Below are 20,996 nucleotides of genomic sequence, written 5' to 3'. Positions count from 1 at the left end.
GCGCGGACGCAGATCGTCGCCCGTGGAGGAAGGAACCGCCATGCCGTCATCCCGCCGACTCGCCCTGCCCGCCGCCGCTCTCGCGGCGCTCGTGCTCGGCCTGGCCCTCCCCGGAGCGGCCGTCGCGGCCCCCTCCGCCTCGACGGTCTCGACCACGGTCGAGCAGCCGGCCGCGACGACCATCCCCGGCGTGCCGGAGGATCCCGAGCAGCCGGGCGACGGCGGCTCCGACCCCGTTCCCGGCGTCCCCGAGGAGCCGTCCGTTCCCGGAGTGCCCGAGGAGCCGGCAGAACCCGAGCAGCCCGCTCCCGTCGACCCCGCGCCCGTCGACCCCGCGCCCGTGGACCCCGCGCCGGTCGATCCGGCACCGGTCGACCCCGCGCCCCAGCAGCCGAGCCAGCCCTCCACCGGCGGCGGATCCACCGGCGGCGGCTCGACCGGCGGCGGCTCGACCGGCGGCGGCTCGACCGGCGGCGGCCAGCAGGGCGGCTCCGGCGGCGGTCAGCCCTCCACCGGCGGCGGATCGTCCTCCGGCGGCTCCGGCTCCGGCGGCGGCACCACCGGCGGAGCGACGTCCGGCGGCACCTCCGGCGGCGGCACCACAACCGGCACCACCACGTCCGGCAGCGCCGGCTCCTCCGGTGCGGGCGCCGTCACTCCGGCGGCGTCGGCCCCCGGACGCACCGAGCTCGGCACCTCGACCGAGGGCGCGAAGCCGGCGGCCGGTGCCGCGACCGCGGACGTCTTCCTCACCCGCGAGCTCGCCGTGCAGCCGGAGGCGCTCACCGTCGAGCTCGCCCGCTTCTACGGCGTCGGCTTCTCGTACACCGGCTTCGCCAGCGGCGAGGCCGTCTCCGCGGTCCTCCGCGACCCGAACGGCACCAAGACCCCGCTGACCCTCGAGGCGGGCAGCGGCACCGCGACCGTGCCGACCGCGCTGATCACCAAGTCGGGCGCCTTCACGGTCGACCTCACGGGCGACCAGGGCTCCGCCGCCAAGGTCGTCTTCCGGCTCGCGCCCTCCACCGGCAACGGCCTCCTGCTCGAGCCGCGCGAGCTCGGCGACGGCAGCACCGAGGCGCCCCGCGGCGCCGTCTGGGGCTTCGACGCCGACGAGGAGGTCGCCGTGGGCGCCTTCGAGACCTCCGGGTCCCGCGCCGACCTGGCCGCCGGCGACGTCGCCGTGCAGTCCGACTCCATCGGCTGGGCCGAGCTGGCGCTGGGCGACGCGGTCATCGCCGACCCCGACCCCTCCGTCTACTGCGTCGTCGCCTTCGGCCGCGAGTCGCACCGCACGGCAGCTGTGACCGTCTCCTACCGTGACAGCGACACCACGGCCGCACCGTGGGAGGCGCAGCAGGTCTGCGGCACCGCGATCAGCGCCGCGCGCACCGCCTTCCTCAGCACGGCCGCCTCGGCGGGACCGGCCGGCATCACGCCGACCACCGCGCTGATGATCGGCGGCGGCGCGGTCGCCGCGTCGCTCGTCGCCTGCGCGGCCGTCCTGGTCGTGATGCGCCGCCGGCGCATGAACACGGACCTCTTCATCGGCGGACCGCTGCCGCGCACGCAGAGCGACTGACGCGTCCGGAGGACGAGGGAAGGCCCGCGGGACGCGATCCCGCGGGCCTTCCCTCGTCCTCTCCCGGCGCTCAGCCGGCCGCGGTGAAGCGGAGGAGGATCGTCCGCGCCTCCGGCCGCAGCTGGAAGTCGGGCCACACGTCCGGACCGCACGCGCGGGAGCCCAGGCCGTGCTGGGCGGCGTCGATCACGAGGACCGCGCGCTCCGACTCCGGCAGCTCGTGCGGGTGCGCGGCTGCCGTGATCTCCTGCGGCGTGTGCCGCGCCAGGGTGAAGCCGGGGAGGCGCCCGTGCAGGTCGCGCGCGGCTTCGATGCGGAGCCGGGGCGAGCCCGCCTCCGTCAGCGTCAGCTCGCGCACGCTGCTGCGGTGACCGCTCTCCTGCGGGCGGGCGTACGGAGTCGTCAGCCGGTCCATGTCCGCCGTGAAGCGCCCCACCCGCGCGGCCCGGAGGCTGTCGGGGTAGGACTCGAGCGGGCCGGTGCCGAACCACTCCGCGCCGTCGATCGACGCGGGCATGTCGATCCGGATGCCCAGCCGCGGCCAGACGGAGTCCCAGCCCCGGGTCGGCACGAGGTCGACGCGGAGGACCGTGCTCTCCCCGTCGACGCTCCAGCGCTCCTCCATCAGGAGTCCCGCGTCGAGGTCCGCGGCCGAGAAGCGGGTCACGCGGCGGAGCCCGGCGGAGGCGTCCACCTCCTGCACGCGGCCGACCAGGCGGTCGAGTCCGGCCTCGCGCCAGCGGGCGGCGGAGGAGGGGGCCGGCATCCCGCGGCCGTCGCCGTCGTACGGGTCGCCGGTGACGTAGCCGGGGAAGCCCGCGCCCTCGTCGTTGTCGGTCGGGGCGCGCCAGAGCTCGGCGCGCGGTCCGTCGACGGGCAGGCCGGCGAGGGAGGCGAGCCGGCCGTCGCGGAACCGCGCGACTCCGAGCGCGCCGCCCTCGAGGGGCGGAGCGGCGCGGACGGCGCGGGTCCACGCGGGCACCGCCGACGGCACGGCGAGGAGGTGCTGACCGGTGGAGAGCACGTGGCCCTCCTCCGCCCAGGCGGTCGAGGCGTCGAGGACCGCGTCGACGGTGAGCCAGGTCTCGCCGCCGGGACGCACCTCGAGCGGGGGGAGCTCGACGTGCACGGCGTCGCCGGCCGCGATGACCGGGGCGTCGAGCACTCCCTCCGCGGTGACCCGCCCGTCCCGCTCGACCCGCCACGCGAAGCGCAGATCGGCGGTGGAGGCGTCGTGCCGGCGGTTCTCGATGACGACGCCGTCGCCGCGGACCGTGAGGCGCACCGGAGCGACGATCTGCTTCCACTCGAACAGGCCCGGGCTGGGCGTGCCGTCGGAGAGCACCATGCCGTCCATCACGAAGTTGCCGTCGTGCACCACCTCGCCGAAGTCGCCGCCGTACGCGTAGTACTCGACGCCCTCCGGCGTGCGCGCCCGCAGGCCGTGGTCGCGCCACTCCCAGACGAAGCCGCCGTGCAGCCGCGGGAAGCGGTCGACGAGGTCCTCGTACTGGTCGATCGCTCCCGGGCCGTTGCCCATCGCGTGCACGTACTCGCAGAGCAGGAAGGGCTTGGAGCGCTGCCGAGCGGACTCGCCGGGGGAGCAGCCGAGCAGCGGAGTGAGCGAGCCGTCGGTGCCGATCCGCTCGGTCTCGGGGATCGAGGAGTACATCCGCGAGTACACGTCGGTGTACGCGCCGGTGTAGTCGCCCTCGTAGTGGACGGGGCGCTCGGGGTCGCGGCCGTGCACCCAGGCGGACATCGCGGCGAGGTTCGCGCCGGTGCCCGCCTCGTTGCCGAGGGACCAGAGCACGATGCTCGGGTGGTTCTTGTCGCGCTCGACGGTCCGCTCGATGCGGTCGAGGTAGGCCTCTCGCCAGGCGGGGTCGTCGCTGGGGTTGCCCGCCCAGCCGACCCGCTCGAAGCCGTGGGTCTCGAGATCGCACTCGAGGACCACCCAGAAGCCGAGCTCGTCGGCGAGGTCGAGCAGACGGGGATGCGGCGGGTAGTGGCTGGTGCGGATGGCGTTCACGTTGAAGCGCTTCATCATCGCGAGGTCCTCGCGGGCGGAGTCCTCGTCGAACGCTCGACCGCGGTCGGGGTGCGTCTCGTGGCGGTTGACTCCATGGAAGACGACGCGCTCGCCGTTGACCAGGAAGCGGTCGCCGCGGATCTCGACCGTGCGGAAGCCGAGCCGCAGCGAGACCGTCTCGCCGGCGGAGGCGAGCGTCGCGTCGTAGAGGCGCGGAGCCTCCGCCGACCACGGCTCGACCTCGGGGACCTCGATCGCGGCGATCTCCTCCGCCGAGGCCCAGACCGTCTCGATCCCGAGCCCGGGCACGCGCAGCGTCAGCGGGAACGCGTCGGCCGCGGCGGTCACCTCCGCCTCGATGCGGCCCGCGCCGCCGGCGAAGGAGGAGCGCAGCCACACGTCCTCGATCCCGCCGACGGGGCGCGCGAGCAGGTGCACCGAGCGGAAGATCCCCGGCAGCCACCACTGGTCCTGGTCCTCCACGTAGCTCGAGGCCGACCACTGGTGCACGCGGACCACGACGAGGTTCTCGCCCGGGCGGACGACGCCGGTGACGTCGAACTCCTGCGCGAGCCGGCTGCCGGAGCCGATCCCGATCTCGACGCCGTTGACCCAGACGCGGTAGCGGGACTCGACCCCGTCGAAGCGCAGGACGACCGCCTCGGCGGAGTCCCACTCCTCCGGGACCACGACAGTGCGGCGGTAGTCGCCCGTCGGGTTCGCGTCCGGCACGAACGGCGGCTCGGTCGGGAACGGGAACTGCACGTTCGTGTAGACCGGCAGTCCGTAGCGCCCGTCGCCCTGCAGCACCCAGTGCGAGGGCACCGGCATCAGGTCCCAGCCGGAGTCGTCGAACGACTCGTCCCCGACGGCGTCCACGCCCTCGCCCTCCGGCAGCACGCCGGCGCCGCCCGGGGTCCCCGGAGCGGCGGGGAGCAGGCGGAAGCGCCACTCCCCGTCCAGCGGGAGCGCCGGGGCGTCGGTGTGCAGCCACGAGCGGGGGGCCCGGCGGCGGCCGGAGCCCGGTCCGGTGTCCGTCAGGTAGTGGGAGGTCGTCGGGGGAGTCGTCACTTCACGGAGCCTTCCGTCAGGCCGCCGCGCCAGAAGCGCTGCAGCACGATCATGGCGATGGCGAGCGGGATGATCGACAGCAGGACGCCGCCGGTCGTCAGCTCGTAGAACTCGGGCAGGCGGTCGACCTGTCCGAGCCAGTTGTTCAGTCCCAGTGTGATCGGGAACAGGTTCGTGTCCGAGAGCATCACCAGGGGCAGGAAGTAGTTGTTCCAGATCCCGACCAGCTGGAAGAGGAACACGGTGACCAGCGCGGGAGTCAGGATGCGCAGCCCGAGCGTGTGGAAGATCCGCAGCTCCCCGGCGCCGTCGATGCGCGCCGCCTCGATGATCGCGGTGTCCACGGTCGCCTGAGCGTAGATCCGGCAGAGGAACAGCCCGAACGGCGAGACGAGCGAGGGGATCAGCACGCTCCAGTAGGTGTTCGCGATGCCCATCTGGCTGAAGAGCAGGAACAGCGGCAGAGCGGTCGCGGTGCCCGGCACCAGGACGCCCGCGAGGATCGTCCCGAACACGAGCCTGCTGCCGCGGAACTCGTACTTGGCCAGCGCGTAGCCGCCGGCCGCGGCGAGGTAGGTCGCGAGCAGGGCGCCCACTCCGGCGTAGAGGACGGAGTTGAGGAACCAGCGGACGAAGATGCCGTCGCCGTAGGTCAGCACCTGCGTCAGGTTGTCCCAGAGCGCGAACGTCGGGGCGAACCAGAAGCCGTAGGTGGCGAAGAGGTCCTCGGTCGTCTTGGTCGCCGCGACGACGACCCAGTAGACGGGGATGAGGAAGTAGACCGCCACGACGACGAGGATCGCGGTGACGATGATGGTCGAGGCGCGGTTGCGGCCGGCCGAGCGGTCGGGCCCGCGTCCGGCCTTCACGGGGCGGTCGGCGGTGACGACTCCGGTGGTCGTGGTCGGCGGGGTCTCGGTGCGGCTCATGACGACCTCCTGTTCGAGATCGAGAGGAACGTGAAGGAGAGCAGGAACGCGACCAGCGCGATCAGGACGGCCTGGGCGGCGGCGACGTTGTAGTCGTTGTAGGCGAAGGCCGTGGTGTACGCGCTGAGGTTCGGCGTGTACTGGCTGTCGATCGCCGGAGCGACCGTCTTCAGCACCTGCGCCTCGGCGAACAGCTGGAGCGTTCCGATGATCGAGAAGATCGTCGTCAGCACCAGCGCGGGGCGGATGAGCGGCAGCTGGATGCTGCGGGCGACGCGCCAGGTGGAGGCGCCGTCGACCTTCGCCGCCTCGTAGAGCTCGACCGGGATCGCCTTCAGCTGGGCGACGATGATCAGCATGTTGTAGCCGGTGTAGCTCCAGAGCGAGATGTTCGCGATCGACCAGAGCACCGTGTCCGCACCGAGGAAGTCGGGCTGGAGCCCGACCACGTTCGCCGCGTCGATGAGCGGGCTGAGGCCGGGCACGTAGAGGAACGACCACAGGATCGTCGCGATCACTCCGGGCACTCCGTAGGGGAGGAAGTAGGCCGCCCGGAAGAAGCCGGGGAACTTCGCCGACGCCGACTCGAGCATCAGCGCGAGGACGGTGCAGAGGGCGATCATCACCGGCACCTGGACGATGCCGAAGAGGAACATCCGCCCGATGGAGGCGATGAAGTTGCCGTCGGCGAGGGCCTGCGCGTAGTTGTCGAAGCCCGCGAACCCGCTGGTGACCCCGGCCTCGCCGAAGAGGCCGGAGCGCGTCACCTTCGTGAAGCTGGAGCCGACGGCGACGACGATCGGGACGATGAACGTGAGGACGAACAGGGCCAGGAAGGGGCCGAGGAGGATCCACGGGGCGCGGGCGACCGCGCGGCTGCGCCGGGGCGCGCCCGGCGTCCGCGTGGTGGCCGCGACCGCGGCGGCGGGGGAGGTCGTGGTGGTCATGCGGAGGCCCTCCTGATGCTCAGGCCCTTGTTCTCGAAGACCGTGATGATCTGCTGCTCCGCCTCGGCGACCGCGTCCACGAGCGAGAGCCCGGACGCCTTCTTCCGGAAGCCGTCGCTGAGGATGTTGAAGGACTGCTGCGTGACGGGCCACCAGGACCAGTCCGGGTTCTGCTCCTTCGATGCGGGCACGAGGACGTCCTCGTTGTAGTTCTGCCCGCTGAAGAAGTCGCTCGGACCCTTGCGGGCCGTGCCGATCTCGCCGACCGCGGGAGACCAGCCGATGCCGCTGTTGGCGATCATCGCGTCGATGCCCTCCTGCGTGGTGGTCATCCAGACGGCGAACTCGATCGCCTCCTCCGGGTGCTTGCTGCTCGAGAACACCGCCGCGGTCGATCCGCCGAGGAAGCTCGAGCCGAAGCCGGTGTCGCCCCAGACCGGCATGGGAGCAGCGCGCCACTTGCCCGCGCCTCCGCTGACCCCCTCGATCAGGGCGTCGCCCCAGCTGCCGGTGGCGCAGGAGGCGATCCCGCCCTTCGCCGCGGCCGCGAACCACGCGGGGGAGTACGCGCCGTAACCGGTCTGCACCAGGTCCTGGTCGATGGCCGTGTCGAAGAAGGAGGCGACGCGCGTCGTGGCGTCGTCGGTCATGTCGATGACCCAGCCGTCCTCCTCCGGGCGCAGCCACTGCGCACCGGCCTGCGTCGCGAACGCGGCGAAGACCGAGGCGTCGGCGAGGGGGAAGCAGTCGATGTAGGAGCCGGCTCCGCGCAGCTCCGTCGCCACCGCGGCCCAGTCGTCCCAGGTCGTCGGCGGCTCCGCACCCACCTTCCCGAACACCTCGGGCTGGTAGAAGAGCGCCATCGGGCCGCTGTCCTGCGGGATGCCGTAGACGCCGCCGGTGTAGCTGACTTGGCCCCAGAGCGTGGGGTCGTACAGGTCGCGGTACTGCTCGACGCCGTACCGGGTGAGGTCGACGAGGCCGTTGACGAGCATGAACTCGGGGACGGAGCGGATCTCCACCTGGCCGAGGTCGGGCCCGCCGCCCGCGGCGAGGGCCGAGTAGAGCTTCTGGTACCCGCCCGCGTTGCCGCCGGGGATCCAGACGGCCTCGACCTGGATCTCGGGGTGCGAGGCGTTCCAGACGTCGCAGACCTTCTGCAGGTCCTTCAGCCAGCCCCAGTACTGCAGGCGGACCGGGCCGGTGGCCGGGGCGATCGTCGGCGCCGTGTTGACCGAGACGGTGCCCGGTGTCGCGCAGGCCGTCAGGCTCCCGAGTGCCGCGGTGCCGAGACCGGCGGCGATGAGCTGTCTCCGGGTGAACGGATGCATCTTCCCTCACTTCGTCGTGGTGGAGAGCCGGGGAGTCTCACCCGGCGATGATCGGGACGCTACCACGAATTCGAGTAGGTACTCGAAATTGGCGGCACTGCTCCTCCGCCGCCGCTACGCTGGCCGTTCGAGGGGCACGGCGAGGCGCCTCCAGTGCTGAGGAGGGGTCGATGGCGGAGGCGACGAGGCGACGCGGCCCGTACGCGAAGTCGGCCGAGCGCCGCCGCGCCATCATCGAGGCCGCCCACCAGGTCTTCGCCGCGCGGGGCTACGCCCGCGGCTCCCTCCAGGAGGTCGCCGACCGCGTCGGGCTCAGCCAGACGAGCCTCCTGCACTACTTCCCGTCGAAGACCGACCTGCTCTTCGCGGTCCTCGAGCACCGCGACCTGATCACGGGCGACGGTTCCTCGCCGCCGGACCCGGAGGAGGGGCTGGTCGCCGGCATCCTGCGGCAGACCCGCTACAACGAGACGGCGCCCGGAGTGATCGAGCTGTACGCCGTGCTCTGCGGCGAGTCGACGACGCAGGAGCACCCGGGGCGCGACTTCTTCGCCGCGCGGTTCCGCCGCCTCCGCAGCGAGTACGCGGCCGAGCTGCGCGAGCTCCAGGCCGCCGGGCGCCTGCGCGAGGGGTCCGATCCGGAGCGGGTGGCGGCGTCGATCATCGCGCTCTGGGACGGCGTGCAGCTGCAGTGGCTGCTCGAGCGCGACGCGGTGGACATGGTGGCGTGCCTGGCCGACTACCTCGACCTCGTGGTGCTGCCGGTTCCCTAGCGGCTGGCGCGAGGGAACCCCGGCGCATCGAGGGGGACCCGCCGTCCGCGGCGGTCTCGATGGTCCGGGGTTCCCGCGACCGGGATCCGCGCCTACGGCAGCAGGCGGGTCGGGCCGCGGAACAGGTAGGTGACCTCGCGGAGGTTCGCCTGGTTCAGCATCAGCATGATCACGCGCGAGAGCCCCATGCCGAAGCCGCCGTGCGGCGGGACGCCGTAGCGGAAGAAGTCGAGGTAGAACTCGAGCTCCTCCGGGTCCAGGCCCTTCTCGCGGGCCTGCTCGACGAGGACGTCGACGCGGTGCTCGCGCTGGGCTCCGGTCGAGATCTCGACGCCGTTGTAGATGAGGTCGTAGCTGTTGGTGATCGTCCCGTCGCCCTCGCGGCGCATGTGGTAGAACGGCCGGATGCTTGACGCGTAGTCGGTGAGGAACACGAAGTCGTGCCCGAACTCCTCCTGCACGTAGGCCGCGATGCGGCGCTCGCCCTCGGGGTCCATGTCGTCGTCGGCCCGGGGCACCTCGTAGCCGCGCTCGGCGACGATGCGCTTGGCCTCGGCGAGCGGGATGCGCGGGAACGGCGTGGTCGGGACGGTCAGGTCGATGTCGAAGAGCGCCTTGACCTCGGCGCCGTGCTTCTCGACGACGGCGGTGAGGCCGGCGACCATCAGCTGCTCGTGCAGCTCCATGACGTCCTCGTGCGAGTCGATCCAGGAGACCTCGGCGTCGACGCTCGTGAACTCGGTCGCGTGACGCGAGGTGAAGCTCGGGTCGGCGCGGAAGGCGGGGCCGACCTCGAAGACCTTGCCGAAGCCGGCGGGCTGCGCCATCTGCTTGAAGAACTGGGGGCTCTGCGCCAGGTAGGCCTTCGTCTCGAAGTACTCGACCTCGAAGAGCTCGGCCCGCGACTCCGAGGCGCTCGCCATGAGCTTCGGGGTGTGGATCTCGATGAAGTCGTGCTCGATCCAGTACGTGCGCAGCGCGTGCTCGAACGTGGTCTGCACACGGGCGATGAGGTTCTGCTCGGGACGGCGCAGGTCGAGGAAGCGCCAGTCCATGCGCTTGTCGATGCCGGAGTCGGGCGCGATCGGCGCCTCCGGGATCGACGCGGCGACGACCTCGAGCGTCTCGAGCTTGACCTCGATGCCGCCGAGCTTCACGCGCTCGTCGTGCTTGAGCGAGCCGGTGACGGTGATGAAGGAGCCCTGGGCGAGGCCGGAGATCTCCTCGGTGATCGCGAGGCGCGCAGCCGACGCGTTGTCGCCCTCGACGGCCTCGCGCACGGCCGGGTTCACCAGCTGCACGGCACCCGACTCGTCGCGCAGGACGACGAACTGCACCTTCTTCTGGTCGCGCACGGTCTCGACCCAGCCGGACACGCGGACGGGTCCGTCCTCGAGCGCGGCGAGCTTCTTGACAGTGGTTCGGGGGAGGCGGGTCTCGTCGGTCACGGTAGGGGAGTCTACTCGGGGGCCGCCGGGCGGGCGCGGAGCAGGAGCACGCGCCGGCCCGAGGCCTCCGGCGCAGCACGAAAGGGGGTGCAGTCGGTCCCCCTGCGTGCTCCGGCGTCGGGCTAGCATCGCGGAGCGAGCGCGCGGCTCGAGAGGATCCGAGGGGGATGTGCCATGGCGGGACCGGGATTCGCGGTCATCGACTTCGAGACGACGGGGGTCCGTCCCGAGCGGGGCGACCGCGTCATCGAGGTCGCTGTCGTCCATCTCGATGCGGAGGGGCGCTTCGAGGCGGCGTTCGAGACGCTCGTGAACCCGGACCGCGATCTCGGTGCGCAGAGGATCCACGGCATCTCGGCGCGCGAGATACTCGACGCACCGTCCTTCGCCGCGATCGCCTCCGATCTGCTGACACATCTCGACGGTCGGGTGGTCGTCGCCCACAACGCGAGCTTCGAGCGGCGGTTCCTGACAGCGGAACTGGCCCGACTCGGCGTCGAGACGACACTCTCGAGCGAGATGCTGCTGTGCACGATGCAGCTCGCACGCGAGTTCCTGCCGGGTGCGGGGCGCTCGCTCGCCGACTGCTGCGCCGCTTTCGACATCCCGCTGGAGAACGCTCACCGAGCGGTCGTCGATGCGACCGCCACGGGCCGCCTGCTCGCGGAGTACATCGCCGTCTCCGGTGGTCGCGACCCCTGGGACGATCACCTGAGAGAGGCACTCGCCTACGGCTGGCCTCCCGTTCCGCGGAGGCGCACACTGTGGACGCCCCGACCCGCGACCGCCGTGGCTCCCGCCTCCTTCCTGGAGCGCGTCGTCCAGCGGATGCCCGACCACTCCGGACCCGTAGAGCACGGCGAGTACCTCGCCCTCCTGGACCGCTGCCTCCTGGACCGCGTCATCTCAGCGCACGAGGAGCGCGAACTGGTCACCGCGGCCGACGACCTCGGAATCGGTCGTGCGGTCGTGCGCGTCCTCCACGACCGCTACTTCGACGACCTGACCGCGGTCGCCTGGTCGGACGGCGTCCTCGCCGACGACGAGCTGATGGACCTCGCCACTGTCGCCGAACTGCTCGGCATCGATCACGAGCGGCTCGTCGCCGCCACGGAGCCGCGGAACGCCGTCGAACAGCCCGCGCCCGTCGTCGACCGCTTCTCGCTCGAGCCGGGCGACCTCGTCGTCCTGACCGGGGAGATGCGCCGGACCCGCCAGGAGTGGACGACCGTCCTCGAGGACTGCGGGCTGATCGCTCACCCCGGAGTGACGAAGAAGGTCAAGCTGGTCGTCGCCGCCGATCCCGACTCCCTGTCCGGCAAGGCGAGGAAGGCCCGCGACTACGGGATCCCCGTCGTGAGCGAGGACGGCCTCGCCGCCCTCCTGAGCGCATGAGCACCGCACTGATCACCGGCGCGTCCTCCGGCAGCGGCCTCGCCTTCGCCCGGGCGTTCGCGCGCCGCGGCTGGAGCCTCGTCCTCGTCGCCCGCAGCGAGCAGCGCCTCCAGGAGGCGGCGGCCGGACTGCGCGGCCTCGGCGCCGCGGCGGTCGAGGTCCTGCCCGCGGACCTCGGCGACCGCGAGCAGGTCGAGCGCGTGCGCGCGCGGCTCGTCGATCCGGCTCGTCCGGTCCGCGTCCTCGTCAACAACGCCGGCTTCGGGATCGACGGGACCTTCGCCGAGCCGGACGTCGCCGCCCAGGACCGTGCCTTCGAGGTGATGGTGCGCTCGGTCGCCGTGCTCTCGGGCGCGGCGGCCGAGGCGATGACCTCCCGCGGCCGCGGCGCGATCCTCACGGTCTCGAGCGTCGCGGGCTTCGTGCACCTCGGCCCCTACTCCGCGGTGAAGGCGTGGGCGACCGCCTTCGCGCAGTCGCTGGCCGTCGAGCTGCGCGGCACCGGCGTCCGCTCGGCCGCGCTCTGCCCGGGCTGGGTGCGCACCGAGTTCCACGAGCGGGCGGCGATGGACACCTCCTCCATCCCCTCCTTCCTCTGGCTCGATGCGGACGCAGTGGTCGAGGAGTTCCTCCGCGACGTCGCGCGCGGTTCCGTCGTCTCGGTGCCGTCGGTGCGCTTCGGAGTCCCGATGGCCGTGGTGCGGCACCTGCCCGGACCGCTCGTGCGGCGGCTGTCGGCGGCGGTCTCGGCGCGGCGCTGAGGCTCCGCTCAGGTTCGGCTCAGGCGACCCTTTTCCCGGCGTTCCCCCACGCCGCGTTCCGTACACTTGACGCTCGTGGTTGCCGATCAGATCCATCTCGTGCGGCACGGCGAGGTGTTCAACCCCGACCGGGTCCTCTACGGGCGACTCCCGAACTTCCGGCTCTCGGATCTGGGCCACCGCATGGCCCGCTCCGCCGCCGACGACCTGCTCGAGCGCCGTCGCCACGTCACGGCGCTGATCGCCTCGCCGCTCCAGCGCACGCAGGAGTCCGCGCAGCCGATCTCGCAGGCGTTCGAGCTCGAGATCCGCACCGATGAGCGGGTGATCGAGCCGAGCAACCGCTTCGAGGGGAAGTCCCTCGCCGCGCGCAGCTCCGCCCTGCGGAACCCCAAGCACTGGCCCTGGCTCCGCAACCCCTTCGAGCCCAGCTGGGGCGAGCCGTACCTCTCCATCTCGGCGCGGATGTACGCGGCGATCGAGTCGGCGTGGGAGAGCACGGAGGAGGGCGACGCCGCGATCGTCAGCCACCAGCTCCCCATCTGGACGGTCCACCGCGCCCTCGCCGGCGAGCGCCTCTTCCACGATCCGCGCAAGCGCCGCTGCGCGCTCTCGAGCATCACGACCCTCGAGCGGCGCGGGGACGGCTTCGTCGAGGTCGGCTACTCCGACCCGGCCGCCGGCCTGCAGGGCCTGGCCACCGACGTGGGAGCGGTCTGATGCGCCGGACGGGGCGGCTCCGCGCAGCGGGCGTCCTCGCGCTGGCCGCCGCGCTCGCGCTGACGGGCTGCTCCGAGGATCCGCTCGCCGACCAGTACCGCAACGGCAGCAACAAGGGCTACATCTCGGGGGACGGCACCGTCACCGAGATCGCCGCCGCCGACCGGGACGACCCCATCGTCTTCTCCGGCACCGACGAGACCGGCGCCACCATCGACTCCGCCGACCTCGCCGGGCAGGTCGTCGTCGTCAACTTCTGGTACGCCAGCTGCGCCCCGTGCCGCGCCGAGGCCGCTGACCTCGAGACGGTGAACACGGAGTTCGCCGACAAGGGCGTGTCGTTCGTCGGCGTCAACGTGCGCGACCAGGCCCCCACCGCGGCCGCCTTCGCCGAGACCTTCGGGCTCGGCTACCCCTCCATCGTCGACACCGACTCGTCGGTGCAGCTCGCCTTCACCGGCACCGTCCCGCCGAACGCCGTGCCCACGACGCTCGTCCTCGACAGGGAGGGGCGCGTCGCGTCGCGCATCCTCGGCCAGCTCCAGGAGGCGTCGATCCTCTCGACCCTCGTGGGCGACACGCTCGCCGAGGGGGAGTAGCGGCGTGGGCGACATCGTCGTCAGCGGTCAGCTCCTGCTGGCCGTGCCGATCGCGCTCCTGGCCGGGCTCGTGTCCTTCGCGTCGCCCTGCGTGCTCCCGCTGGTGCCCGGCTACCTCGCCTACGTCGGCGGATTCACCGACGCCGACGAGCGCGCGGCACGCGGACGCCGCCGGGTCGTGCTGGGCGTCCTCCTCTTCGTGCTCGGATTCTCGCTGGTGTTCGTCCTCTACGGTGCGGCGGCGGGCACGGTCGGCTTCTGGCTGCGCCAGTACACCGACCTGATCACCCGCGTCCTCGGGCTCGTCGTGATCGCGATGGGGCTCGTCTTCATCGGCCAGTTCTCGTTCCTCCAGCGCACGCTCCGGCCCGGGATCCGTCCCGCCACCGGGCTGATCGGAGCGCCGCTGCTCGGCATCGTCTTCGGCGTCGGCTGGACGCCCTGCCTCGGCCCGACGCTGAGCTCGATCCTCGCCCTCAGCTACGGCGTGGGCTCGCCCTGGCGCGGCGCCCTCCTCGCCCTGGTCTACTGCCTCGGACTCGGCATCCCCTTCCTCCTCGTCGCCTTCGGCTTCAGCTGGGTGACCAGCACGCTCGCCTTCGTGAAGCGCCACATCCGCGTGGTCAACATCCTCGGCGGCGCCGCCCTCGTCCTGATCGGAGTCCTGATGGTCACGGGCATCTGGAACACCCTCGTCTACGGATCCCTCTCGGCGGTGATCGATGGCTTCCAGCCGGCGATCTGAGCCCGAGGAGAGCACGCGCCGCCCCGACGAGGCCGCGCAGCGGAGGACGGACGCCTCCTTCCGCCCCGCCGACCACTACGACTCCGACGGCACCGTCACGCAGCCGGCGCTCGGGTTCACCGGCTGGCTCCGCTGGATGTGGCGCCAGCTCACCAGCATGCGCACGGCGCTGTTCCTGCTGCTGCTGCTGGCGATCGCGGCGGTCCCCGGATCGCTCGTGCCGCAGCGCTCCTCCGACCCCAACGGCGTGACCCAGTACTTCGTCGACAACCCCGACCTCGCGCCCCTGCTCGACAAGGTGCAGGCGTTCGACACCTACACCTCCGCCTGGTTCTCGAGCATCTACCTGCTGCTGTTCATCTCCCTGATCGGCTGCATCGTCCCGCGCACGCGCCACCACTTCCAGGCGATGCGGTCGCGGCCGCCGCGCACCCCGGCACGCCTGCAGCGCCTCGCCGGCTACACCGTCCGCGAGGTCGAGGGCGCGACGGAGGAGGAGGCCGTCGCCTCCGCCCACTCCGTCCTGCGCCGGGCGGGCTACCGCGTCGAGCGCTACGACGACCCGCGCGGCCGCTGGTCGAGCGTCTCGGCCGAGCGCGGCTACCTCCGCGAGACCGGCAACCTGGTCTTCCACTCCGCCCTGGTCGGCATCCTCGTCGCCGTCGGAGTGGGCGGCGGGTTCGGCTACAGCGGGCAGCGCGTGCTGGTCGAGGGCTCCCAGGGGTTCGCGAACAACCTCGCGGCCTACGACTCCTTCAACCCCGGCCGCTTCTTCGACAGCAGCCAGCTCGACCCGTACCAGCTGACCCTCGACAGCCTCGACGTGAAGTACGAGGAGCAGAACCAGTCGGCGCTCGGCCAGCCCGTCGATTTCACCGCGAACGTCACGACCTCCGAGCGCGGCGGGGGCACCGAGGACCGCACGATCAAGGTCAACGACCCGCTCGCGATCGGCGGCACGAACGTCTACCTCCTCGGCAACGGCTACGCCCCGACGATCACGGTCCGCGACCCCTCCGGCCGGGCGATCTTCACCGACTCGGTGCCGTTCCTCCCGCAGGACGCGAACCTGACCTCCGTCGGCGTCGTGAAGGTGCCGGACGGGCTCTCGGAGCAGCTGGGCCTCACCGGCTTCTTCTACCCGACGCAGGACACGCTGGCCTCCGGGGCGTCGACCTCGATCTTCCCCGACCTGCAGTACCCCGTGCTCTCGCTGAACGTCTTCGCGGGCGACCTCGGCCTCGACGGGGGAGTGCCCACATCCGTCTACGTGCTCAACACCGACTCGCTGACCCGGCTCACCGGCGGCACCACCGGCGTCGCGCCGATCACCCTCAAGCCCGGCGACACGGCCGAGCTCCCGAACGGGCTCGGCAGCGTGACCTTCGACAACACGGGCGCCGACCCGACGCGGATCGGCACCGACAGCGTCAAGCGCTTCGCCTCGTTCGACATCCACCACGACGCGACCCAGGGCTGGGTGCTGCTCTTCGCGATCCTCGTGCTCGCCGGACTCCTCACCTCGCTGTTCGTCCCGCGGCGCCGCGTGTGGGTGAAGGCGACCGCCCAGGACGACGGCGGCCTCCTCCTCGAGTACGCGGGACTCGCCCGCGGCGAGGACCCCCAGCTGGTGCGCGCCGTGCGGACGATCGCCGACCGGCACGCCCCGCTCGACTGACCCGCCTCCCGGACGCCCCGGAGGCCCCTCCACAGGCGTCGCCCGGCTGGGCAGGGGCCGAGTCTGTGCAAGCGCGAAGGGGCGGGCGGGGCGGCGAGCGATTACCCTGAGGAGGTGATCGCGACCCTCTCGCAGTACTCGGTGCTGTGCCTCTCCTCCGCCATGGGCATCTACGCCATGGCGTTCGTCTTCTTCGCGATCGACCTCGCCCGCCGCGCCTCCCTGGCCGACGGCGAGTCGATCGAGGTCGTGCAGGAGGCGGAGCGCGTCGCCTCCGCGGCCGCCGCCGACCGCGCGGCCAGCGGCAAGGCCACCGTCGCCGCCGCCGGCTCCGGACGCACCGCGACGCTCTCCCGCATCGGCAGCCGCGTCGAGGACGAGGTCTACCGCGCCCCCGCCCGCTCGAAGACCATGCGCATCGGGTTCTCGCTCACGCTCCTCGGCTTCGTGCTCCACCTCGGCGCGACCGTCCTCCGCGGCGTCGCCGCCGGCCGCGTCCCCTGGGCGAACATGTACGAGTTCTCGATGACCGGGACGCTCATCATCATCGGCGTCTTCCTCGCCGTCCAGCTGCGCTGGGACCTCCGCTTCCTCGGAGCGTTCATCACCGGCCTCGTCCTGGTGCTCCTCGGCATCGCGACCGTCAACTACTACGTCGCCGTCGTCCCGCTCCCGCCGGCACTCCAGTCCTACTGGCTGGTCATCCACGTGCTCGTCGCGATCCTCGGCACCGCGTTCTTCGCCCTCGGCTTCGCGCTCTCGGTCACCCAACTCCTCCAGGCCCGCCGCGAATCCTCCGGCGACAGCCCCCGCTCGGTCCTCCGCTTCCTGCGCACCCTGCCCAGCTCCCTCACCCTCGAGAACCTCGCTTACCGCGTCACGATCCTCGGCTTCATCCTCTGGACCTTCACGCTCATCGCCGGCGCCGTCTGGGCCGAGAAGGCCTGGGGCCGCTACTGGGGCTGGGACACCAAGGAGGTCTGGACCTTCATCATCTGGACCATCTACGCCGGCTACATCCACGCCCGCGCCACCCGCGGCTGGCGCGGCACCCCCTCCGCCTGGCTCGCCATCGTCGGCTTCGCCGCCGTCATGTTCAACTTCGGCGTCGTCAACGTGTTCTTCAAGGGACTCCATGCCTACTCCGGCCTCGACACCGGCATGTAATCGGGTCGGCGGGGCCTGGTGGGGCCCCTCGCGGCGTTGTCGGCGACGAACGTAGCTCCGCTACGCCCGACCCCTCCGCCTTGCGATCGGGTCGGCGGGGCCTGGCGGGGCCGCTCGCGGCGTTGTCGGCGACGAACGTAGCTCCGCTACGCCCGACGCCTCCGCCTTGCGATCGACCCCACCAGGCCCCGCCGACCGCTTACCAGGACACGAACGAGGACGGCTCCGCTTCGCGGTCGCCGCGGGAGGCCTCCGCTTCGCGGTCGGGTCTGGCCGGGCTCCGCTATGCGGTCGGGTTCGTTGGGCTCCGCTACGCGGTCGAGTTCGTTGGGCTCCGCTTCGCGGTCGGGTCCGGGTGGGCTCCGCTACGCGGCCGGGTTCTGATGAGCTGGGCTTCGCGGGAAGGCCGGGGTAGACGGCGGTCGACGGAACATGCTGATCGGGTAGCGCGCGCAGCGCGCGTATCGAGATCCCATGGCGCGAACGCGGGGAGCGGGCCGGTCGAGTTTCCGCAGATGGACGCGCAGGGGGGGGGCGGTGCCTGCTGGTCGAGTAGTGCGCGGAGCGGGCGTGTCGCGCACAGGGGGCATGGACGGGCTGCGGGCGGATCCGTGCCTGTCGGGTGGCGGTGGTGGACGCCGGGGGCGACGGCGGACGGGTCAGACGGCGGTGACGATGTCGATGAGGTGGGGGGCGAAAGGGGCGTCGAGGGCGAGGACGATGCGGGTGCGGGCGTCGGAGGGATGGACGCCGCGGTAGATGCCGCGGAGGTCGGCGACGGTCTGGCCGCGGCCGGGGCCGTGGGTGGCGTCGACAGTGACGTGGACGCGCGGGGCGGAGGTGAGGGCGACGGCGTCGACAGCGATCGCGGCGGCCATCGGGTCGTGCATGGCAGCGGTGCGCTCGCCGAAGTGGCCGACGTAGAAGTCGAAGTAGAAGTCGAGCGCCTGCCCGATGGCCTGCGCGAGGGGATCGGGCGACGCGAGCAGGACGGCGCGGTCCTCCTCCGTCAGCAGGTGCCGCATGGTCACGTCCAGGGGCACGAGCGTCAGATCCCAGTCGGCCGCGACGACCTCGGCGGCGGCCGCCGGGTCGTGCCAGATGTTGGCCTCCGCCACGGCGGTCACGTTGCCGGGGACCAGCGCGGCTCCGCCCATCACCGTCACCGAGTGGACGAGGGACGCGATCTCCGGGTGCGCACGGAGGGCGAGCGCGAGATTCGTCAGCGGGCCGATCGCGACCAGCCGCAGCTCGCCCTCGTGCTCGCGGGCGAGACGGAGGAGGAGGTCGGCCGGATCCTCGTCGACCGGCTCGCCGCCCTCGGGCAGCGCGACCCCGCCGATGCCGTCGTCGCCGTGCACGTGCGGGGATCCGCCGGCGTAGTCCTCCTCGAGGAAGTGGTGCGCCCCCACGGCGACCGGCACGTCGTCGCGGCCGGCCAGCGCGAGCAGGCCGAGGCTGTTGACGGCGGCCCGGCGGGCGTCGGTGTTGCCGCTGACCGTGCTGATCCCGACGAGGCGGGCCCGGGGCGAGCGGAGGAGGTACGCCAGGGCGAGCGAGTCGTCGATGCCGGTGTCGCAGTCGAGGAAGACGGGGACGGTCGATGCGCTCACGGGGCTCCGATGCTCGAGGGTGGGGGACGCGTCGGGCACCGGCGGCCGACGCTCCCATTCTGCCGCCCCTCCGACACGGCGCCCGCCGCCGACGATCAGAGCAGCGCGTAGGAGTCGCGGAGCCGCGCCCGCCACCAGGCGAGCCGCTCCGGCGACACGGCGTGACGGGAGAGGAGCTCTTCCGAGACCTCCACGCGGCCGACGGGGATGCCGCCGTCGACCGGCCGCAGCGGCCGCTCCGTGACGTCCGCGGCGAGGAGGGACGCGGTGCCGAGTCCGCAGTCGAAGGGCAGCTCGGGGAGCGCCGCGGCCAGGGCGGCGCCCATGGCGAGTCCGACCGAGCTGTCGATCGCGCTCGAGACCACCGCCGGCAGCCCCGCCTCGGCGACGAGGGCCAGCGCCCGGCGCGTCCCGCCGAGCGGCTGGGCCTTCACGACCAGCAGGTCCGCGGCTCCGGCCCGGGCGACGGCGAGCGGATCGGCGGCCTTGCGGACGCTCTCGTCGGCGGCGATCGGGATGCCCATGTACTTCACCCGGTAGCGCAGCTCCGCCAGCTCGTCGACGCTCGCGCACGGCTGCTCGACGTACTCGAGGTCGGACTCCGCGAGGGCGTGGACGGCGTGCTCGGCCTCGTCGAGGTTCCAGCCGCCGTTCGCGTCCACGCGGATCCGGCCCTCCGGACCGAGCAGGCGGCGGACCTCGACGACCCGGGCCACGTCGTCGGCCAGCGTCTGGCCGCGCTCGGCGACCTTCACCTTCGCCGTGCGGCAGCCGTGGTAGCTCGCGAGCACGGCGGCGACCTCGTGCGGTGCCACGGCCGGGATGGTCGCGTTCACCGGGATGCGGTCGCGCAGCGGTGCCGGCTGCTCGCTCCAGCCGTAGTCGATCGCCGCCCGGAGCCACGCCGCCGACTCCTCTGCGCCGTACTCGAGGAAGGGCGAGAACTCGGTCCAGCCCTCGGGGCCGCGCACGAGCGCGATCTCGCGGTGGTCGACGCCGCGGAAGCGGGTGCGGAGCGGCAGAGCGACGACGCGGAGTCCCGCGTCGATCTCGCCGAGGGAGGGGAGCGGGGAGGCGGGCACGACGTCGTCCATCCGGCCATTGTCCACCGGCCGGGGCCACGCGGCGGCCACCCGCGCGCAGGAGGTCGGCGACGCGCGCGCAAGCCCCCGGGGTCCCTCCTCCGAGCGGCCGCCGAGGTGCCAGACTGACGAGGCTGCCGTTGGAGTCCGGAGGAGTGCGATGAGCCAGATGCCGATGAGCCCGCCGCCCGCGCCCGCCCCGGGCCCGACGCAGGGCTCCGTCCCCTCCCACCGCCCGCTCGGCAGGGGCGCCTGGATCGCGCTGGGCACGAGCCTCCTCGTGGGCGTCGTCTACACCGGCGTGCTCGGCACGCTCGTCGCCGTCGGAGTGGGCGGCGCGCTCGACTCCGCCGCCGGCAGCGCGTCGACGAGCGCTCCGTCCGAGCCGTTCGGCGACCCGACGGACGACCCGTTCGGCAGCGGGGACCCGTCCGATCCGCTCTACGACTACCCCGGCTACCAGGACGGCGACGCCGCGACGATCCTCGGCCAGCCGTCCGCGGAGGACGTGCGCGCGAGTGCCGAGAAGGCCGTCGCGGCCGTCGAGGGCGCCGTCCCCGAGGAGTGGACCTCGGCCGACGACGAGTACTACGAGCAGTCGCAGAACGCCTACGGCGGGCCCTCCCTCCTCTACGACTACATCTCGGCGACCGAGTACGCCGCCGCCGACGTCTCGACCGACGCCGATAGGCAGGCGGCGGTCGACCGCTTCACCGCAGCGCTCTCGCCCCTCGGCTTCGACGACGTCGAGGTGGCCGACACCCCCGAGGAGTGGTCGGAGGCGGGCTACGAGCTCGACGGCGACCTCTCGGACGAGGAGGCCTCGGCCGCGCTCTGGATCGTCACCGCCCGCTCCTCCGCCGACCTCGTGCCCGCGATCGAGCTGGGCCTCGTCGACCTCGACGCCGATCCGACCGGCCTGGTCGCCGACATGCTCGACGGAGTCGGCCTCTCGCCGGACCCGCAGGGCGCGTTCCTCGCCGGGTACGCGAACGGGGTCCTGCAGGACGAGGACCGCGGCGAGTTCACCGACCGCCTCGAGGAGTACGGCGGAGTCGCCGCGACCTGACCGGGCGCTACAAGCAAGCCCGTCCGCCCGCAAGCCCGAATCGGCGCACCGCCC

17 protein-coding genes are annotated in these 20,996 nt (G+C 72.6%); 10 read left to right on the top strand and 7 right to left on the bottom strand.

Translation table 11 applies throughout. The features are described from left to right. Positions 1-40 precede the first annotated feature (40 nt). A complete protein-coding gene (locus tag C5C54_RS17820) occupies positions 41-1,582 on the top strand; it encodes a hypothetical protein (protein ID WP_181027241.1) in 1,542 nt (513 codons plus the stop codon). A gap of 70 nt (positions 1,583-1,652) precedes the next feature. Here the strand turns inward: C5C54_RS17820 and C5C54_RS02175 are convergent, their stop codons facing one another. The 4 genes from C5C54_RS02175 to C5C54_RS02160 are packed head-to-tail and all read right to left on the bottom strand — an operon-like array spanning position 1,653 to position 7,892. Continuing rightward, a complete protein-coding gene (locus C5C54_RS02175) occupies positions 1,653-4,685 on the bottom strand; it encodes a glycoside hydrolase family 2 TIM barrel-domain containing protein (RefSeq protein ID WP_219812139.1) in 3,033 nt (1,010 codons plus the stop codon). Further along, on the bottom strand, positions 4,682-5,614 hold the full coding sequence (locus C5C54_RS02170) for a carbohydrate ABC transporter permease (RefSeq protein WP_104225919.1): 933 nt from the start codon (positions 5,612-5,614) through the stop codon (positions 4,682-4,684). Before C5C54_RS02170 ends, C5C54_RS02175 begins: the two co-directional genes overlap by 4 nt. Next, positions 5,611-6,561: a carbohydrate ABC transporter permease gene (locus C5C54_RS02165; RefSeq protein ID WP_104287697.1), complete on the bottom strand. Its 951-nt coding sequence runs from the start codon at positions 6,559-6,561 to the stop codon at positions 5,611-5,613. Before C5C54_RS02165 ends, C5C54_RS02170 begins: the two co-directional genes overlap by 4 nt. Then, positions 6,558-7,892 (bottom strand): ABC transporter substrate-binding protein, encoded by a 1,335-nt coding sequence (locus tag C5C54_RS02160; protein WP_104224859.1) that lies wholly within the window; start codon positions 7,890-7,892, stop codon positions 6,558-6,560. Before C5C54_RS02160 ends, C5C54_RS02165 begins: the two co-directional genes overlap by 4 nt. Positions 7,893-8,062: 170 nt before the next feature. On the opposite strand from C5C54_RS02160, the gene C5C54_RS02155 reads away from it, so the two are divergent. Beyond that, positions 8,063-8,665 (top strand): TetR/AcrR family transcriptional regulator, encoded by a 603-nt coding sequence (locus C5C54_RS02155; RefSeq protein ID WP_258059340.1) that lies wholly within the window; start codon positions 8,063-8,065, stop codon positions 8,663-8,665. A 92-nt stretch (positions 8,666-8,757) separates the two neighbouring features. Here the strand turns inward: C5C54_RS02155 and aspS are convergent, their stop codons facing one another. Then, positions 8,758-10,113 (bottom strand): aspartate--tRNA(Asn) ligase, encoded by a 1,356-nt coding sequence (gene aspS / locus C5C54_RS02150; protein WP_258063179.1) that lies wholly within the window; start codon positions 10,111-10,113, stop codon positions 8,758-8,760. Between the two features lie 174 nt (positions 10,114-10,287). On the opposite strand from aspS, the gene C5C54_RS02145 reads away from it, so the two are divergent. The 7 genes from C5C54_RS02145 to ccsB all read left to right on the top strand — a co-directional run bounded on the left by C5C54_RS02145 (position 10,288) and on the right by ccsB (position 17,178). Then, positions 10,288-11,508, top strand: a complete 1,221-nt coding sequence (locus tag C5C54_RS02145; protein WP_104287695.1) for an exonuclease domain-containing protein — start codon at positions 10,288-10,290, stop codon at positions 11,506-11,508. Next, positions 11,505-12,269 (top strand): SDR family oxidoreductase, encoded by a 765-nt coding sequence (locus C5C54_RS02140; protein WP_104287694.1) that lies wholly within the window; start codon positions 11,505-11,507, stop codon positions 12,267-12,269. Before C5C54_RS02145 ends, C5C54_RS02140 begins: the two co-directional genes overlap by 4 nt. Before the next feature lie 75 nt (positions 12,270-12,344). After that, the gene (locus tag C5C54_RS02135) at positions 12,345-12,989 is read left to right on the top strand and encodes a histidine phosphatase family protein (RefSeq protein ID WP_104224864.1); all 645 of its coding nucleotides are present in this window, start codon (positions 12,345-12,347) and stop codon (positions 12,987-12,989) included. Next, complete coding sequence (locus C5C54_RS02130; protein ID WP_104249773.1) at positions 12,989-13,588, top strand: TlpA disulfide reductase family protein; 600 nt, start codon at positions 12,989-12,991, stop codon at positions 13,586-13,588. The genes C5C54_RS02135 and C5C54_RS02130 overlap by 1 nt, the downstream gene beginning before the upstream one ends. 4 nt (positions 13,589-13,592) lie before the next feature. Then, on the top strand, positions 13,593-14,333 hold the full coding sequence (locus tag C5C54_RS02125) for a cytochrome c biogenesis CcdA family protein (RefSeq protein WP_244230512.1): 741 nt from the start codon (positions 13,593-13,595) through the stop codon (positions 14,331-14,333). After that, positions 14,311-16,011, top strand: a complete 1,701-nt coding sequence (locus C5C54_RS02120) for a cytochrome c biogenesis protein ResB (protein ID WP_104282433.1) — start codon at positions 14,311-14,313, stop codon at positions 16,009-16,011. Before C5C54_RS02125 ends, C5C54_RS02120 begins: the two co-directional genes overlap by 23 nt. Positions 16,012-16,173: 162 nt before the next feature. Further along, a complete protein-coding gene (gene ccsB / locus C5C54_RS02115) occupies positions 16,174-17,178 on the top strand; it encodes a c-type cytochrome biogenesis protein CcsB (protein ID WP_104224871.1) in 1,005 nt (334 codons plus the stop codon). 659 nt (positions 17,179-17,837) lie between these two features. Here the strand turns inward: ccsB and C5C54_RS02110 are convergent. Together C5C54_RS02110 and C5C54_RS02105 are read right to left on the bottom strand one after the other, a co-directional pair. Continuing rightward, positions 17,838-18,791, bottom strand: a complete 954-nt coding sequence (locus C5C54_RS02110; protein ID WP_104287693.1) for a nucleoside hydrolase — start codon at positions 18,789-18,791, stop codon at positions 17,838-17,840. Positions 18,792-18,886: 95 nt separating this feature from the next. Further along, positions 18,887-19,885, bottom strand: coding sequence for an o-succinylbenzoate synthase (locus C5C54_RS02105; RefSeq protein WP_104247928.1), 999 nt, complete (start codon positions 19,883-19,885; stop codon positions 18,887-18,889). Between the two features lie 148 nt (positions 19,886-20,033). Between C5C54_RS02105 and C5C54_RS02100 the strand changes: the two genes are divergently transcribed. Beyond that, entirely contained in the window at positions 20,034-20,942 is a 909-nt protein-coding gene (locus C5C54_RS02100) for a hypothetical protein (protein WP_104247929.1), read from the top strand. Positions 20,943-20,996 lie beyond the last annotated feature (54 nt).

It is taken from the genome of Rathayibacter sp. AY1F2 (assembly GCF_002930885.1).
In the GTDB taxonomy this organism is placed as follows: domain Bacteria; phylum Actinomycetota; class Actinomycetes; order Actinomycetales; family Microbacteriaceae; genus Rathayibacter.
The sequence above is the reverse complement of the archived record's forward strand: the minus strand, read 5'-3'. Positions and strand labels throughout refer to the sequence as shown.